General features: G+C 67.8%; 17 protein-coding genes. 8 read left to right on the top strand and 9 right to left on the bottom strand.

Annotation, left to right across the window (positions count from 1 at the left end; translation table 11 throughout):
- Nucleotides 1-178 precede the first annotated feature (178 nt).
- The 5 genes from ON34_RS06140 to ON34_RS06125 form a co-directional block, all read right to left on the bottom strand.
- A complete protein-coding gene (locus tag ON34_RS06140; RefSeq protein ID WP_245547899.1) occupies nt 179-850 on the bottom strand; it encodes a chymotrypsin family serine protease in 672 nt (223 codons plus the stop codon).
- 298 nt (nt 851-1,148) lie between these two features.
- Nucleotides 1,149-1,424: a DUF6545 domain-containing protein gene (locus ON34_RS38400; protein WP_308427818.1), complete on the bottom strand. Its 276-nt coding sequence runs from the start codon at nt 1,422-1,424 to the stop codon at nt 1,149-1,151.
- Nucleotides 1,425-1,688: 264 nt separating this feature from the next.
- A complete protein-coding gene (locus tag ON34_RS06135) occupies nt 1,689-1,934 on the bottom strand; it encodes a hypothetical protein (RefSeq protein ID WP_157172189.1) in 246 nt (81 codons plus the stop codon).
- Nucleotides 1,935-2,080: 146 nt separating this feature from the next.
- Nucleotides 2,081-2,842 carry a DUF8020 domain-containing protein gene (locus tag ON34_RS06130; protein WP_373291873.1) on the bottom strand — a complete coding sequence of 254 codons (762 nt, stop codon included), beginning with the start codon at nt 2,840-2,842 and terminating at the stop codon, nt 2,081-2,083.
- 84 nt (nt 2,843-2,926) lie between these two features.
- Nucleotides 2,927-3,619: a TetR/AcrR family transcriptional regulator gene (locus tag ON34_RS06125; protein ID WP_245547901.1), complete on the bottom strand. Its 693-nt coding sequence runs from the start codon at nt 3,617-3,619 to the stop codon at nt 2,927-2,929.
- Here ON34_RS06125 and ON34_RS06120 point away from each other — a divergent pair.
- The 4 genes from ON34_RS06120 to ON34_RS06105 all read left to right on the top strand — a co-directional run bounded on the left by ON34_RS06120 (nt 3,618) and on the right by ON34_RS06105 (nt 7,247).
- A complete protein-coding gene (locus ON34_RS06120) occupies nt 3,618-4,634 on the top strand; it encodes a GlxA family transcriptional regulator (RefSeq protein ID WP_051022198.1) in 1,017 nt (338 codons plus the stop codon). The genes ON34_RS06125 and ON34_RS06120 overlap by 2 nt on opposite strands.
- Nucleotides 4,635-4,744: 110 nt before the next feature.
- The gene (locus ON34_RS06115; protein ID WP_040775435.1) at nt 4,745-5,458 is read left to right on the top strand and encodes an alpha/beta fold hydrolase; all 714 of its coding nucleotides are present in this window, start codon (nt 4,745-4,747) and stop codon (nt 5,456-5,458) included.
- A 54-nt stretch (nt 5,459-5,512) separates the two neighbouring features.
- On the top strand, nt 5,513-6,478 hold the full coding sequence (locus ON34_RS06110; RefSeq protein WP_040775269.1) for an alpha/beta hydrolase: 966 nt from the start codon (nt 5,513-5,515) through the stop codon (nt 6,476-6,478).
- Between the two features lie 46 nt (nt 6,479-6,524).
- Entirely contained in the window at nt 6,525-7,247 is a 723-nt protein-coding gene (locus tag ON34_RS06105) for an alpha/beta fold hydrolase (RefSeq protein ID WP_040775267.1), read from the top strand.
- Nucleotides 7,248-7,263: 16 nt separating this feature from the next.
- Here ON34_RS06105 and ON34_RS06100 read toward each other — a convergent pair whose 3' ends face one another.
- On the bottom strand, nt 7,264-7,941 hold the full coding sequence (locus ON34_RS06100; protein WP_218003851.1) for a FadR/GntR family transcriptional regulator: 678 nt from the start codon (nt 7,939-7,941) through the stop codon (nt 7,264-7,266).
- Between the two features lie 193 nt (nt 7,942-8,134).
- Between ON34_RS06100 and ON34_RS06095 the strand changes: the two genes are divergently transcribed.
- From ON34_RS06095 to ON34_RS06085, 3 genes are read left to right on the top strand one after another with little or no spacing between them, the layout of a single operon-like run.
- Nucleotides 8,135-9,616: an amino acid permease gene (locus ON34_RS06095; protein WP_040775264.1), complete on the top strand. Its 1,482-nt coding sequence runs from the start codon at nt 8,135-8,137 to the stop codon at nt 9,614-9,616.
- Nucleotides 9,616-10,677 (top strand): asparaginase domain-containing protein, encoded by a 1,062-nt coding sequence (locus ON34_RS06090; protein ID WP_051022189.1) that lies wholly within the window; start codon nt 9,616-9,618, stop codon nt 10,675-10,677. Before ON34_RS06095 ends, ON34_RS06090 begins: the two co-directional genes overlap by 1 nt.
- A complete protein-coding gene (locus ON34_RS06085; RefSeq protein ID WP_040775261.1) occupies nt 10,677-12,083 on the top strand; it encodes an aspartate ammonia-lyase in 1,407 nt (468 codons plus the stop codon). The genes ON34_RS06090 and ON34_RS06085 overlap by 1 nt, the downstream gene beginning before the upstream one ends.
- A 28-nt stretch (nt 12,084-12,111) precedes the next feature.
- On the opposite strand, the gene ilvD is transcribed toward ON34_RS06085, so the two are convergent.
- Nucleotides 12,112-13,800 (bottom strand): dihydroxy-acid dehydratase, encoded by a 1,689-nt coding sequence (ilvD, locus tag ON34_RS06080; protein WP_373291872.1) that lies wholly within the window; start codon nt 13,798-13,800, stop codon nt 12,112-12,114.
- Between the two features lie 176 nt (nt 13,801-13,976).
- Here ilvD and ON34_RS06075 point away from each other — a divergent pair, with 176 nt between their 5' ends.
- The gene (locus ON34_RS06075; protein ID WP_083889174.1) at nt 13,977-14,363 is read left to right on the top strand and encodes a helix-turn-helix domain-containing protein; all 387 of its coding nucleotides are present in this window, start codon (nt 13,977-13,979) and stop codon (nt 14,361-14,363) included.
- Here the strand turns inward: ON34_RS06075 and ON34_RS06070 are convergent, their stop codons facing one another.
- A complete protein-coding gene (locus tag ON34_RS06070; RefSeq protein WP_040775257.1) occupies nt 14,364-14,957 on the bottom strand; it encodes a ClpP family protease in 594 nt (197 codons plus the stop codon).
- Entirely contained in the window at nt 14,954-15,562 is a 609-nt protein-coding gene (locus tag ON34_RS06065) for a ClpP family protease (RefSeq protein ID WP_040775254.1), read from the bottom strand. The genes ON34_RS06070 and ON34_RS06065 overlap by 4 nt, the downstream gene beginning before the upstream one ends.
- Nucleotides 15,563-15,729 lie beyond the last annotated feature (167 nt).

Raw genomic sequence — 15,729 nt, 5'->3', positions numbered from 1 at the left:
AATGCGGTGCCTGCCCAATCCCGCCGCAGAAAGCCACAACCCGCAATCGGGCCAGCCGCCGCGCTACCGCAATGGGACCCGCAATTCTGCGGTGGTTGGCGTTTTGTTCTGACCGATGCGGCGGCGGATGCGTTGTCGGTGGTCAGCCGGAAGACAGCCCAAGATCGACTCGCGCAGCTCAGACGGGCCGGAATCCAGCGCCTACGCTGTTTCGGGAGTCGATGTCGGCGAGGATGGCGTTGATGTCCGTTCCCACCTCGGGTCCTAGACATCCGATGCCCAGGTAGGCGTTCACCATGCCGACCAAGGTCGACCCGATCACCACCGGCGCGCCGGAGTCGCCTTTGAGCACACACATCTGGGTCCACGTGTCGGTGCTGTCGCCCATCATGTCGCCCCAGGCGACACCGCAGGTGTGCCCGGTGGTCCGGCCCTTCTTGCAGACGATGTCGGGGAATTGCGCGGGAGCGCCGAGACCGTCGATGCGGAACCCACCGACCTCGCGGGCGGGAGCGACCCGCCTGGCATCGAATTCGATGATCGCGTAGTCCAGTTCGTGATCGGCGTAGACGAATCGCCCCAGCACGCCGTAGCCGGGATATGCCACCGACGCGACGCTGTCCCCGGGTTCGCCGCAATGACCGGCCGTCAAACCCACCAACCTGTCCCGTGCGTCGTGGCCGATGGTGGTGAGGGTGCACTCGGCTTGGTCATCGATCACAATTCCCGATCCACCGCCTATCGGCGGCACGGGTAACCGCGGAGCACCGACCGCCACACCGGCACCGGCCGAGACCGGGCCACACACCAGAACCGCCACGGCGACAACCTTCATCAACGAACGAGCCATTGTTCCTCCCAGCGGGCCGAGCGAGCGTCCGGCCTGGACTTCCACGCGTTCCCACTCCGGACCTACCCAGACCGGCCAGGCGGAAACGGGACCTCGCTCCCCGATCACCGGCGCGGTTACCAGTGGCTATGCCAGTCCTGGACCATCCGGCGGCCAGAGTCGTGCGAGGTCGAGAAGATGCCGCAGGTCGGCGTCCAAATCTCGGGCGCCCAGCAATGAACGTGGCATGGCCTCCGAACTCGTCGGTGGCCAACCGGCTTTCCTCGCCTGCACGGCATACGCTAGCTGACGGGCGTAATCAGCTGGGCCGAACGCCATTTCGTCCAGTCCGCGCTCGCGCCAGCCGATTCCCGCGGGAAGTACGGCCGCAGATGCAAGAGGCATCGCGGATCTCGATCGCTATCCGACGTAGGCGGGTGGCCGGAACAGTCGGTTGGAGCGTGTCGGTGTCCGGCAACAGCAGGATCTCCGGCACCGCCGCGGTGAGATCTCGCCACAGTGGTCGCAGCCGACGACAGGCACGTGCGTTGCGGTCCAGACCCGCGGTTTCGATCAACCAGGCACCCAGCGGCACGGCGGCAAACGTCACGATCGACTCGCCGGATCTCCCGAAGACCGATCCACATCAACATCGATGCGCCGGTCGCCATCGGTGCGGCGAAAGCGATCCCGATGACCAGCCCCTCGAGATCCAAGCCCAGGTCGACCGACCGCCCTTCGGCTCGGTCGCGGGCCCCCGCGAAGGAGTATCGCAACCACGCAGACCACCCCGATCAGGCGGTAGATGCGCTGGCGGCGCCATATCGCCGCGACGTCGCTGTCGACATCCCAGAATCGATCAAAGCCGATCACGTAGACCGACATCACGACCAGGCAACAGATGGCCAGTTGCCGCGCCGAGGTGGGCGATGCCGGGCGTCCATGTGCAGCGATACAGCAGCAAGCTGAGCAGGCACCACAGCAGTATTCGATTCAGGAACTGATCGGCGATCGTGTCGCGGAACAGCAGCAGCCTCCCCGCGATCAGGACCGCGGTATAGCCGATCACCGGCCACGCGATGACGCCGGGAAGCGGCGACAACATCATGGGCATGGTAGGTGATTCCGATTACGGTCTTCCAGTTCGGTCGCCGCGGTGCGGGCATCCCTCCGGCAACCGGCTGCTGGTGCTAGCCGCATGAAGCGCCAGGACCCTGGCGGGGTCCCGGCGCTTCATGACGACGAAACCGCTTACCTGGGCGCCGGAGTGAACGGCTGATTGATCGTGGTGAAGTATTGGGCCAAGGCGGCGATGGCGACCGGAGCCGTGACGAACAGTTGGCCTGCCAAGGTGCCGAGTGCACCCACGGCGAGGATGCCGCCCAGGCAGCCGACGGCGGCGGCCGGGATGAACGGCCCGAACATGCCGACGATGGTCGCGGCGGCGATGGTGGCGCCGGCGATGCCGCCGAGCACACAGCCGACGATGCCGCCGCCGATACCGCCGACGGTGGTGCCGATCGCGGCACCGGTCGCGATAGTGTCCTTCAATCGCGTGAACGCGGCGACTTCGCGTTCGTACGGCGTTCGCCACAGAGCCTGGTCTTCGAACGGAAGCGCGACCGGCCGGTACACCGCGTGCGCCAGGTCGAATCGCGGTGTCAGCGTGGCGGTTCGGCCCTGAATGTCGGCGGTGATGGGGAAGAGAAAATCGTCGACACGGAACTCCAGCGGGGTACCCGCGAGTACGGTGCCGTTGGCTGCTTTGACTTCGAACACCCCGTTGTCGACCTCCATCGAACCCGAGTCGATGTCGACGACCACGCTCTCCTCGGAAGTGGTAGCGGTGTAGTTGACGATTCCGCTGTCGGCGGCCTGAGGAGTTGCGCCAGCTGTTCCGGCGGTGATGCCGGTCATCGCCAGCGTCGATATCGCCGCGACCGCCAGCGCGCGACCGAAAATGGCATCCATGGTGAAACCTCCTGCGGGAGTCGTGGTCTCGAAGTCGGTCATCACCGTCGCAGGATGTGGCTGAAGGCAGCCTGAAGTCCCCTGAAATCCGTTTCAGGAACGGTCGCGAACGATGTGCGGGACCGGTCAGTGGACGAGCTGATCAGCCCACGACGACGGCAGGGCGTCGCAGGACACATCGGCGATCTCGCGCAATCGGTTCGCCGGAATCCCCAAGCGGCTCAGTTGGATCAGGCCTTGAGCGACCACCACGATATTGGCGCTCAGAGCCGACAGTGCGGCTTCGTCGAGATCTCCCGCATGGCGCATGGCGGGACGCAGCCGTTCGGCGACGCCCTGTTCCATCGCCGTGGTCGTGCGGGCGCCGATGGCGGCCACTTCGGGAATGCGGGTGCCGAGGTGGGCGATACTGTTGATCATCAGGCAGCCACGCCGGTCCGGATGGGCCGCGCAGTCGTCGATGATCGCCTGGAACAACGCACGAACCGCCGAACGCGCCGGGCCGGAGGTCGACCCGATGGCTTCCCGGACGAGGCGAGCACGCCGCTCGCAGTAGCGTTCGAACGCCGCGAGGAAAAGGCCGCGCTTGCTGCCGTAGGCAGCGTAGATGCTCCCGTTGCCGACACCGGTCGCGAGCGAGACATCTTCTACCGATGTGTTGTCGAAACCCTTCGACCAGAACAGCTCGGTCGCGGCGTCGAGCAAGTCCGATTCGTCGAACCGTCGCGGCCGTCCCATGGCCCTCACCGTACCAATCCACCTGCGAGGTCGCGCACGCCGCTTGTTTTGGAGCCACGCCTCCACAATAATGGTGGACATGTCTTCCAAATACCGCGACCAGCCCCGCAGGCGGGTGGGCATCCTGGTCTTCGACGGCGTCAAGATGCTCGACTTCGCCGGTCCCGCGGAGGTGTTCGTGGAGGCGAACCAGTCGCTGGCGGGTTATGAGGTGGTCTTGGTCTCGGCCGACGGCAAGGACGCCCAGACCTCGATCGGCGCGCGGATCGCGGTGAGCTGCGCGGCCGCCGACGCGGGTCGCTTCGATACGGTGGTGATTCCCGGCAGCGAACTGCACCCGACGAAGTTCGTGACCCCCGAGGTATTGGCGGCCGCGCGGCATCTGTCCTGCGCTACCCGACGCCTGGCCTCGATTTGCAGCGGCGCGTTCGTGCTGGCGGATCTGGGCCTGTTCGACGGCCGACGCGCGACCACACATTGGAAATTCGCGACCGATCTCGCGCGGCGGTTCCCCTCCATCGAGGTGGAGCCGGACGCGATCTTCGTGCGCGACGGCAACCTGTACAGCTCGGCCGGCGTGGCCGCGGGTGTCGATCTGGCGCTCGCACTGGTCGAGGAGGACCACGGCGCCGACGTCGCCCGGCGGGTGGCGCAGTCGCTGGTGGTCTACATGCAACGTGCGGGCGGGCAGTCGCAGTTCTCGGCGTCGCTGCGCGGACCGGCGCCGCGCAGTCCCCTTGTCCGCGGGGTGGTGGACCTGATCTGCGCGGATCCGGCGTTCCCGCATACGGTCCAGACCCTGGCGGCCCACGCGCGGGTCAGCGTCCGGCATCTCACCCGGCTGTTCCGCACCGAGCTCGAACGGTCCCCCGCGGAATACGTCGCGTTCATCCGATTCGGCATGGCCAGGGACATGCTGCACGCCGGATACGGCGTGACCGAGGCCGCGATGGCCGCCGGGTACGGCAGCAGCGAGGCGCTGCGTCGCGCGTTCGTGGCCCGGCTGGGCGTTTCCCCGCGAAAGTATCAGCAGCGCTTCCGGTCGACCGGTACGACCGCCGTGATGGACCCGGCGATCGAGCGCGCCGTGTCCTGATCGGAGGCTTTCGCGGCCCGTGGTGAGGGGCGCGGCACCGAGTCCGTGACCGAAGCTGACTCGGGCACAGCGCAGTGCGCCTCCCCCGCAGAAAGGAACTCATGTCCTCCGTGGCAAGTCCGACCATCGTTCTCGTGCACGGCGCCTTCGCCGATGCCTCGAGCTGGTACCCGGTGACCGAGCGGTTGCTCGACCAAGGCCACCACGTTGTCGTCCCACCGGTCTTCAACCGCAGTCTGTCCGCCGATGCGGCCTACATCCGTTCATTCGTGGAGCAGATCGACGGACCGGTGCTGCTGGCCGGGCACTCGTACGGCGGAGCCGTCATCACCGTCGCCGGTGTCACCGAGAATGTCGTCGGGCTCGTCTATGTGTCCGGCTACGCCCTGGAAGAAGGCGAGAGCCTGGGACAACTCCAGGGCGGATTCCCGGAATCCGACCTCGCGGCGAACCTCGTCTACGCGCCCTACCCGGTCGAGGGCGGCGAGCCCGGCACGGACGTCTCGGTCGACATCGACGCCTTCCCCGAGATATTCGCGGCGGGCCTCGATCCCGCGAAGGCGAGGGTCCTCGCGGTCTCGCAGCGGCCGTTGTCGGCGATCGCGTTCAACGAGCCCGCCTCGGCGGCCGCATGGAAGACGAAGCCGGGCTGGGGCATCGTGTCCAGCGCCGACCGCACCATCAACCCGGACGTCGAACGTTTCGGCTATCAGCGAGCCGGGCTGCGGGCGGTCGTCGAGATCGACGGACCGCACCTTGTGATGCAGACCCACCCCGACGATGTCGCGGCCGTGATCACCGGCGCGATCACCGAATCCGCCTGAGCGGCCGCACTTTTCACCACCACTGCCCACCTTCCGATAAGAAAAGGAACCGTCATGTCAGGAAATCCGCTGGGTATCTCGCTCGAGCAGGCGGCGCAGGAGTTCGTCGACGCGACCGCGCAGCCGCCGTTCCTCTACCAGCTCCCGCCCGAAGAGGGACGCAAGGCCGTGGACGCGGTCCAGGACTCGCCGATCTTCAAGCCCGAGGTCGACGAGGAGTGGATCACCGTCGAGGGCGGGCCGACCGGCTCGGTGCGGGTCCGGATCGTCAAGCCGCAGGGCGTCACCGGAACACTGCCGGTGATCGTCTACACCCACGGCGCGGGGTGGGTGTTCGGCGACGCGCACACCCACGACCGCCTGGTCCGTGATCTCGCCGTCGGCGCGCACGCGGCCGTGGTGTTTCCTGAATACGACCGGTCGCCGGACGTGCGCTACCCGGTGGCCAACGAGCAGTCCTACCGGGTCGCCCAGTGGGTCACCACCGATGGCGCGGAGAAAGGTCTCGACTCGTCCCGGATCGCGATCGCGGGCGACTCGGTCGGCGGCAACATGGCCATCGCGTTGACGCTGATGGCGAAGGAGCGCGGAGATGTCTCGTTCGTCCAGCAGGTGCTGTTCTATCCGGTGACCGACGCCAGCTTCGATACCGGCTCCTACCAGCAGTTCGCCGAGGGGTACTTCCTCACTCGCGAAGGCATGAAGTGGTTCTGGGACCAGTACACCACCAGCCCGGAGGACCGCGCGCAGATCACCGCGTCGCCACTGCGGGCAACCACCGAGCAGCTGGCCGGGCTTCCGCCCGCGCTGGTCATCACCGCCGAAGCCGACGTGCTGCGCGACGAGGGCGAGGCCTTCGCGGGCAAGCTGCGCGCCGCGGGCGTCCCGGTCACCCAGGTGCGCTACGGCGGGATCGTCCACGACTTCGTGATGGTCAACTCGTTGCACGACACCCACGCGGCCAAAGCCGCGGTGGCGCAAGCTGTCGCGACGCTGCGGGCCGCGCTGTATCCGGCCTGACCCGACCCGATCCGTACCGATCATCGAATTCGAAGGAACCACACTCGTGAGCACCGATCCTGCCGTCGCGCCCACCATCGTGCTGGTGCACGGCGCCTTCGCCGACTCCTCCAGCTGGAACGGGGTCGTCGAACGGTTACGCGCGCAAGGGCATCCCGTGATCGCGGCGGCCAACCCGCTGCGCGGCCTCGACAGCGACGCCGCCTACGTCGCGGCGGTCCTCGACGGCATCGAAGGACCGTGCGTCCTGGTCGGCCACTCCTACGGCGGGAGCGTCATCACGGTCGCGGCCGCGGCGAAACCCGGCGTCAAGGCGTTGGTCTACATTGCCGCCTTCATTCCCGACAAGGGTGAGAGCGCCCTCCAGCTGACCGACAAGTTCCCCGGATCCACCCTCGGACCGACCACCCGGCCCGCGTCCTATCCGCTCCCCGGCGGCGGCACCGGCACCGAGCTCTACATCCGGCAGGAGGAATTCCATCAGCAGTTCGCCGCCGACGTGCCCGCACCCACCGCCGAGCTGATGGCCGCGACCCAGCGGCCGGTCGCCCTCGACGCCTTGCAACAACCGGCGACCGCGGCGGCGTGGCGGGACGTCCCGACGTTCGCGCTGGTCACCACCGAGGACAAGAACATTCCGGTGCAAGCTCAGCGGTTCATGGCCGACCGCGCCGGCGCGGAGATCGTCGAGGTCTCCGCCTCGCACGCGGTAGCGGTTTCCCGGCCGGAGGTGGTCAGCGATCTGATCGTTCGCGCTGCCGCGCAGTAGTCCCGCGCCGCCGCGCCTACCCGCCGATGCGGGCTATCGTCTCCGCCACCCGTTCCAGGTGGTCGGCCATCGCTTGACGCGCGGCCTCGGGTGAGCCCGCCTCGATGGCGCGGACGATGGCCTCGTGTTCCCGGTCGGAGTCGGCGCGGCGGTCCTGGGTCAGGTTGAGGAATTCCGACTGGGGGTCCAGCGCGCGGCGGGTATCGGCGACCACCGCGGTCAGCATCTTGTTTCCGCTGGCGGCCGCGATCGCGGTGTGCAACTCGCCGTCGTAACGGACCCACTCACGGGCGTCGGTGGCCGCCGCCAGTTTGTCGAGCAGTTCGAAGAGCCGCAGCAGCTGGTCCGGCGTGCGGCGTTGCGCCGCGAACCCCGCGGTGGGGATCTCGATGAGCTGGCGGGCCTCGATCAGATCGCCTGCGTCGACACCGGCGAACGTCAGCTGCGGGCTCTCCTTCTTGGAGACGACGAAAGTTCCCCGGCCGGTGTGCGTTTCGGTGAGGCCCAGGGTCGCGCAGGCGTGCAGCGCCTCCCGCACCACCGGACGGCTGACGCCGAACTGTTGGGCCAAGGCGAGCTCGGCGGGCAAGCGGTCGCCTACCGCGTATTCGCCGCTCTGGATCAGCTCCTTCAGCCGACGAAAGACCGCTTCCGTGGCGCCGATGCGGTGCACCCGGCCTTCTTCGACTGTCACGTGACCAAGTATGGAGATCCGCCGATAGGGCGTCAAAACGCCGGGTCCAGCGTGTTCGTGCCGAGATCGACGTTGACAGGCGATGTGACCCGCGTTACTGTGCAACCTGTCTTACAGCCTGACCGCATGGCAGCCATACCTATCTCGGGCGGTCGCTGCCACGCAGGCTGGATTCGGCCCAAGGAAGGTTTCCATGACGCACCACGACGAACTGTCGGCCCGGCCAGCCACCTCAACACCAGCGGCGAAGCTCGACATCGGCGACGTCGGCTACCAGAAGCAGCTACGCAAGCGCCATATGCAGATGATCGCGATCGGCGGCTCCATCGGCACCGGGCTCTTCCTCGGGGCCAGCGGCCGCATGGCGCTGGCCGGGCCGTCGCTGGCCATCGTCTACATCGTGTGCGGCGTCTTCACCTTCATGGTGGTGCGCGCGCTCGGCGAGCTGGTGATGTACCGGCCGTCATCCGGGGCGTTCGTCTCCTACGCCCGCGAATTCCTCGGCGAGCGCGGCGCCTATTCCGTCGGCTGGCTGTACTTCCTGAATTGGTCCACCACCTTGGTCGCCGACATCACCGCCGTGGCGCTGTACGCGCACTTCTGGTCCCCGTTCGTACCGATACCGCAGTGGGTGCTCGCGCTGATCGCGCTGGCGGTCGTCGTCGGGCTCAACGTGGTGTCGGTGCGCCTGTTCGGCGAGTTCGAGTTCTGGTTCGCGCTGATCAAGGTCGGCACGATCGTCGCCTTCATGCTGCTGGCCGTGGTGTTCCTCGTCACCGGGACACCGGTCGACGGCAATGTCCCCGGCTTCTCGACCATCACCGACAACGGCGGTTTCTTCCCGCACGGCCTCGCTCCGATGCTCACCATCGCGCTCGGTGTGGTCTTCGCGTTCGGCGGGACCGAGATGATCGGCGTGGCCGCCGGCGAGTCCGACAACCCCGCCGCCGTGGTCCCGAGGGCCGTCAACTCGATCATGTGGCGGATCATCCTGTTCTACGCGGGCTCGGTGGTGCTGTTCACGCTGCTGCTGCCGTGGACGGCGTACTCGGCCAGCGAGAGCCCCTTCGTCACCGTGATGAGCTCCATCGGCATCCCGCACGCGGGCGATGTCATGAACCTGGTCGTGCTGACCGCCGCGATGTCCAGCCTGAACGCGGGTCTCTACGCGACCGGTCGCACCCTGCGGTCGATGGCCGTCGCCGGGGCGGCGCCACGCTTCGCCGCCCGGATGAATCGCCATGGCGTTCCGTACGGCGGAATCCTGATCACCAGTTCGGTGGGCATCGCCGGTGTCGTGCTGAATCTGCTCGTACCGCAGAAAGCGTTCGAGATCGTGCTGAACCTTGCCGGGCTCGGCATCGTCGGGACCTGGGCTTCGATCATGATCTGTCACTGGATATTCGTGCGGAAGTCCCAGCGCGGCGAGTACCGCCGACCGGCCTTCCGGCTTCCGTTCGCTCCGGTGCTCAACATCCTGACCCTCGTGTTCCTGGCCGGTGTCGTCGCGCTGATGTTCTTCGACGACGAGATCGGGCGGATCACACTCGCGGTGTTCACCGTCGTCGTCGCGGCCATGGTCGCGGGATGGTTCCGGATCAGGGGCCGCCTCGATCCGGACGTGCTCGCCCCGATGGATCGGCCGGACGCCGCTGAGGGGACGCGGAGCGCATGATGACTCGCGGAACAACACATCCCGTGGCATTGCGGGTCAACGTCCTCTACACCGGCGGCACGTTCGGAATGGCCGACCAGGGCGCCGGTATGGGACCGCGTTCGGGAATCGGCGCCGAAATCGCCGAGGCCATTGCCCGATACGAGGAGGTGACGGGCCGGTCGGTCGAGGTCCGGTACGCCGAATTCGACCGCGTCATCGACAGCGGCGCCGCCGACTCGGGCACCGCCTTCCGGATCGCGGAGTGGGTGCGGTACCGCGTCGAATCGGAGCGCCCGGACGGTGTGGTCGTCATTCACGGCACCGACACCATGGCCTATGTCGGCGCCCGCGTGGCGTTCGAACTGCGCGATCTCGCTGTGCCCGTGGTGCTGACCGGCGCCCAGATACCCCTTGGTCATCCCGGCAGCGATGCACAACGCAACTTGCATCTCGCACTGGATTCCATTGGCGCACAACCGCGTCCGGGAACCTACATCGCGTTCGGCTCGGCTTTGCACCCCGCCGTGCGGGCCAGCAAACGCGCGTGTGACGACTACGACGCCTTCACCACCGTTCGGGAATTCACGCCACCCCTGTCCCCCGCGGCATTGCTACCGCGTCGGCACAGTACGGCGACCCGCCTTCCGGTGGGGCTGCTCACCGTCTTTCCCGGCCTGCACGCCGACCTGCTGGGCGCGGCGATTCGGCAGTATCCCGGTGGAATGGTCCTCGAATGCTACGGCTCGGGCACGATGCCGCACGGAGCCGACGTCATCGAGACGATCCGGGCGGCAACGCGGCGTGGAACGCCGGTCGTCGTGATCAGCCAATGTGACAGCGGTTCGGTCGATCTGGAGCGATACCTGCCTGGACGGGCCCTGCTGGACGCGGGTGTGATCAGCGGAGGCGACATGACCAGGGAGGCGGCGCTCGCCAAACTGGCCTACCTCGTCGACCTCGGATTCTCCGGCGGGCAACTGCGGGACTGGATGACGACCAACATGCTCGGCGAGCTGTCGAACCCCGCCGCGCCGCCCCTGGTAACCCGCGAAGACGCCCTGACCGCCCGGAGCCGATGATGATCGAGAGCACCCGAACCGAACGAGACTCGCTCGGCACGCGCACCGTGCCCGGCGACGCCTACTGGGGCATCCACACCGCACGCGCGCTGGACAATTTCGCCATCACCGGCGACAGCATCGGGCGTTACCCCGCGCTCGTCGTCGCGCTCGCCACGGTCAAGCAGGCCGCCTGCCGCGCCAACCGAGAACTGGGCATCCTGGACGCTCGCCGCGCCGACGCGATCGAATCGGCCTGCGCGGAGATCAGGGGCGGCGCGCTGCACGACCAGTTTCCGATCGACCCGATCCAAGGCGGCGCGGGAACCTCGACGAACATGAACGCCAACGAGGTCATCGCCAACCGGGCGCTGGAGTTGCTCGGCCACGACCGCGGGACCTACACCGAACTGGACCCGCTCGACCACGTCAACCTCGGCCAATCCACCAACGACGTGTACCCGACCGCGGTCCGGCTCGCCGTGGTGCGGCACATCCGGGAACTGGTCGCGGCGCTCCGGCGGCTCGCGGACGCGTTCGGCGCCAAGGCGGACGAATTCGCCGACGTCATCAAAATGGGCCGCACCCAGCTGCAAGACGCCGTGCCCATGACCCTCGGACAGGAATTCGGCACGTTCGCGGTCATGGTGGGCGAGGACTGCGACCGGCTCGAGGAGGGCATCGCCCTGCTGTGCGAGAGCAACCTCGGCGGCACCGCGATCGGCACCGGAATCAACGGCCATCCCAGCTACCCCGCGCTGGCCTGCGCCCACCTCGCCGAGCTCACCGGCGAACTCGTCACACCCGCGGCCAACCTGATCGAGGCCACCCAGGACTGCGGCGCCTTCGTTCAGGTCTCCGGCATCGTCAAGCGGGTCGCGGTCAAACTGTCCAAGACGTGCAACGACCTGCGGTTGATGTCGTCCGGTCCGACAACGGGATTCGGCGAGATCAATCTGCCGCCGGTGCAGGCCGGGTCATCGATCATGCCGGGGAAGGTCAATCCGGTCATTCCGGAGATCGTCAACCAAGTCGCCTTCGAGGCCATCGGCAACGACCTGACCGTCACCATGGCCGCCGAAGCGGGGCAGTTCCAGCTCAACGCGTTCGAACCGATCATCGCCTACGGCATGCTGCGCACGACCACTCATCTGACCGCCGCGGTCGACACCTTGGCGACCAAGTGCGTCGCGGGCATCACCCCCAATCGCGACCATCTCGAGCAGGGCGTGCGGCGCTCCGTCGGCATCGTGACGGCTCTGACCCCCTACATCGGATACGCCGCCAGCGCCCGCATCGCCAAACAAGCATTGCAAACCGGCCGATCCGTCGCCGAGATCGCCATCGAACTCGGCTTGCTCACACCCGAGGCGATCGAGGAGATCCTCGGAGCCCGCCGACTCGCGGGGCTCTCGGGTTCCGCGTAGCCGAAATGTTTGCCAGGATGCCGTGCCCTCAGTCGCAGACCGCCCCGATCGATGCCGAGCCCACCAGCTTGGTGTATTTCGCCAGGACGCCGCGGGTGTAGCGGGGCGGCAAGGGTTTCCAACCCTCCCGGCGGCGGGCGAGTTCTTCGGGGTCGACTTGGAGGTCGAGGGTTCCCGCGGCGACGTCGAGGCGGATGGGGTCGCCGTCGCGGACGAAGGCGATCGGGCCGCCGTCCACGGCTTCGGGGGCGACGTGGCCGACGCACAGACCGGTGGTGCCGCCGGAGAACCGTCCGTCGGTGAGGAGCAGGACGTCTTTGCCCAGGCCAGCGCCCTTGATGGCCGCGGTGATGGCCAGCATCTCGCGCATGCCCGGACCGCCCTTGGGGCCCTCGTACCGGATGACCACCACGTCTCCCGCCGAGATCGTGCCGTCTTCGAGGGCGTCCATCGCGGCCCGCTCGCCGTCGAAAACCCGTGCGGTGCCGGTGAAGACATCGAATTCGAAGCCCGCCGACTTGACGACGGCGCCGTCGGGCGCGAGCGAACCCCGGAGGATGGTGATGCCGCCGGTCGGGTGCATCGGCGACGTCATGGCCCGGATCACCTTGCCGTCGGGGTCCGGCGGGGTGATGTCGGCCAGGTTCTCCGCGACCGTCCGGCCGGTCACGGTCAGGCAGTCGCCGTGCAGCAGCCCGGCGTCGAGCAGCGTCTTCATCAGCACCGGCACGCCGCCGATCCGGTCCACGTCGGTCATCACGTGCCTGCCGAAAGGTTTGACGTCGGCCAGGTGCGGCACCCGGCGACCGATGCGGGCGAAATCATCGATCGTCAAGTCGACGTTCGCCTCGTGTGCGATCGCCAGCAGGTGCAGCACCGCATTGGTGGAACCGCCGAAGGCCATCACCACCGCGATCGCGTTCTCGAAGGCGGGTTTGGTGAGGATGTCGGAGGGGGTGATCCCCTGCCGGATCAACTCCACCACCGCCTCGCCGCTGCGCCGGGCGTAGCCGTCGCGGCGGCGGTCGGTCGCGGGCGGCGCCGCGCTGCCCGGCAACGACATGCCGAGCGCCTCGGCCGCACTGGCCATGGTGTTGGCGGTGTACATCCCGCCGCAGGCCCCCTCGCCCGGACAGATGGCCCGCTCGATGGCGTCCACATCGTCGCGGCTCATCAGTCCGCGCGCGCAGGCGCCGACCGCCTCGAACGCGTCGATGATCGTCACCTCGCGCTCGCTGCCGTCGGACAGTTTCGCGATACCGGGCAGGATCGAACCCGCGTACAGGAACACGCTCGCCAGGTTCAGCCTGGCCGCCGCCATGAGCATACCGGGCAGCGACTTGTCGCAACCGGCCAGCAGCACCGCACCGTCGAGCCGCTCGGCCTGCATCACCGTCTCGACGCTGTCGGCGATCACCTCGCGTGAGACCAGGGAGAAGTGCATTCCCTCATGCCCCATGGAGATGCCGTCGGACACCGAGATGGTGCCGAACTGCATGGGGAAGCCGCCACCGGAGAACACGCCGTCCTTGCATCCCCTGGCGAGCCGGTCGAGCGAGAGATTGCACGGGGTGATCTCGTTCCACGACGAGGCCACCCCGATCTGCGGCTTCTCCCAATCGTCGTCGCCCATGCCGACCGCGCGCAGCATCCCGCGGGCCGCCGCCCGCTCCAGGCCGTCGGTGACGTCGCGGCTGCGCGGTTTGAGGTCGGACACCTTCGGATTCTCCGGCACGGTTCCCTATCATCCTCGGTCGGACGCGCGAACGGCAGGGACCACGCCGAACCAGATCATTGCGATCGGGGCGTCCGCGGTCGTGCGGCACGCCGGAACCCGTACGCCCTGAGCGTAATGGCACGCGGACCGTGGATCCGGGACCGTACGCTCGCACCATGACCGAGCATCCGAGACTTCACTCGATCCCGGGAGGACGCGACGACCGGATTCCGGACCCGCAACCGCGGACGGCTCCGGAACCGCTCTGGCGCGAGGCGCTCGGCGAACACTTGCGCGCGCTGCGCCAGGATCGGCGCGAGACGCTGGTGGAAACCGCCAAGCGGGCGGGCATTTCCCCGCAGTACCTGTCCGAGGTGGAGCGGGGCCGCAAAGAGCCGTCGAGTGAGATGATCGCCGCTCTGGCCGGATCGCTCGGCACTACGCTGGGCGAGCTCATCGGACAGGTCGCCGATGACCTGCGCGCCCAGCGTCGTGTCGCCTTCCTCGGTCGGCCCGCGCGGCGTTCCAGCGCAGGGCCGACGCTCATGGCGCTGGCGGCCTGATCAGTCGCGGGCGCCGAGCACCTGGTCGACGAGGCCGTAGTCGACCGCCGCCTGCGCCGTGAAGACCCGGTCGCGATCGGTGTCGTGGCGCAGCCGCTCCGCCGACTGGCCGGTGTGCCGCGACAGGATCGACTCGATCTCCGCGCGCATCCGCACCAGTTCGTCGGCCTGCAGGATCAAATCGGGTATCGCACCCTGACCGCGGGCGGCGGGCTGGTGCAGCACCACCCGCGCGTGCGGCAGCATGGCACGGCGGCCGGGCTCCCCGCCCGCCAGCAGGACGGCGCCGACCGCGATGGCCTGGCCGACGCAGGTGGTCTGCACCGGGGACTTGATGTGCTGCATGGTGTCGTACACCGCGAGCATCGACGGGAGATCGCCGCCCTCACAGTTGATGTACAGGTTGATCTCCTGCTCCGGGCTTTCCGATTCCAGGTGCAGCAGCTGCGCGATGAGCGCGTTGGCCACGCCCGAGTCGATCGGCGTGCCGAGGTAGACGATCCGCTCGGCGAGCAGGTGGGAGTAGATGTCGGTGATCCGCTCGCCGCCGCGCGGATGCTGCGCGATCACATTGGGAATGGTGTAGGTACTCATGATGCCGAGATTCCGATCCGTTGCCGCTGCGGAACGATCTGTCCGAACGAGTCGACGATGTGGTCGATGAAGCCGTACTCCTTGGCCTGCGCGGCGGTGAACCAGCGGTCGTGCAGGGAGTCCTCGTAGATCCGGTCGAACGGCTGCCCGGTGTCCTCGGCGATGATGCCGAGCACCGTGTCCACGGTGTGACGCAGGTCGTCGGCCTGGACTTCGACGTCGACCGCGGTGCCGCCGATCCCCGCCGACCCCTGATGCATCAGCACCCGGGCATGCGGCAACGCGAAACGCCGACCCCGACTGCCGGACGACAATAGGAATTGCCCTGCGCTGCACGCCAATCCGAGGGCGAGCGTGGAGACCTCGCACGGCACCAACCGCATCACATCGCGGATGGCCAGCATCGACGGAACCGATCCGCCCGGGGAATGGATCCACAGCGAGATGCCCGTCTCCGGATCCTCCGCGGCGAGGGTGAGCAGCTGCGTCATCAGCAGCGTGCCGTTGTCGTCGTCGAGCGGGCCGTCCAACACCAGGACGCGGCGGCTGAGCAGTTGCTCCCGGGCCCGCCAGCTGAACAACGGGGTCTTGTCATCGTGAGCCATGCCTCCACCGTGCCGCACGCGCCCCACGATTCCGGTGCCACGCTGCCCTGGGCAGATCTGCTCTCAGCAGCCGAGTCGCGAACGCGCACGCAGGCCGTGACGTGGTAATCGCCAAAAGCCTCAGCAGCACACCACAGCTCGCGTCCGGTTCGCCACCAGTGCTCAAC

Origin of the sequence: Nocardia pneumoniae NBRC 100136 (assembly GCF_000308755.1) — a bacterium.
Classification (GTDB): Bacteria; Actinomycetota; Actinomycetes; order Mycobacteriales; family Mycobacteriaceae; genus Nocardia; species Nocardia pneumoniae.
The sequence above is the reverse complement of the archived record's forward strand: the minus strand, read 5'-3'. Positions and strand labels throughout refer to the sequence as shown.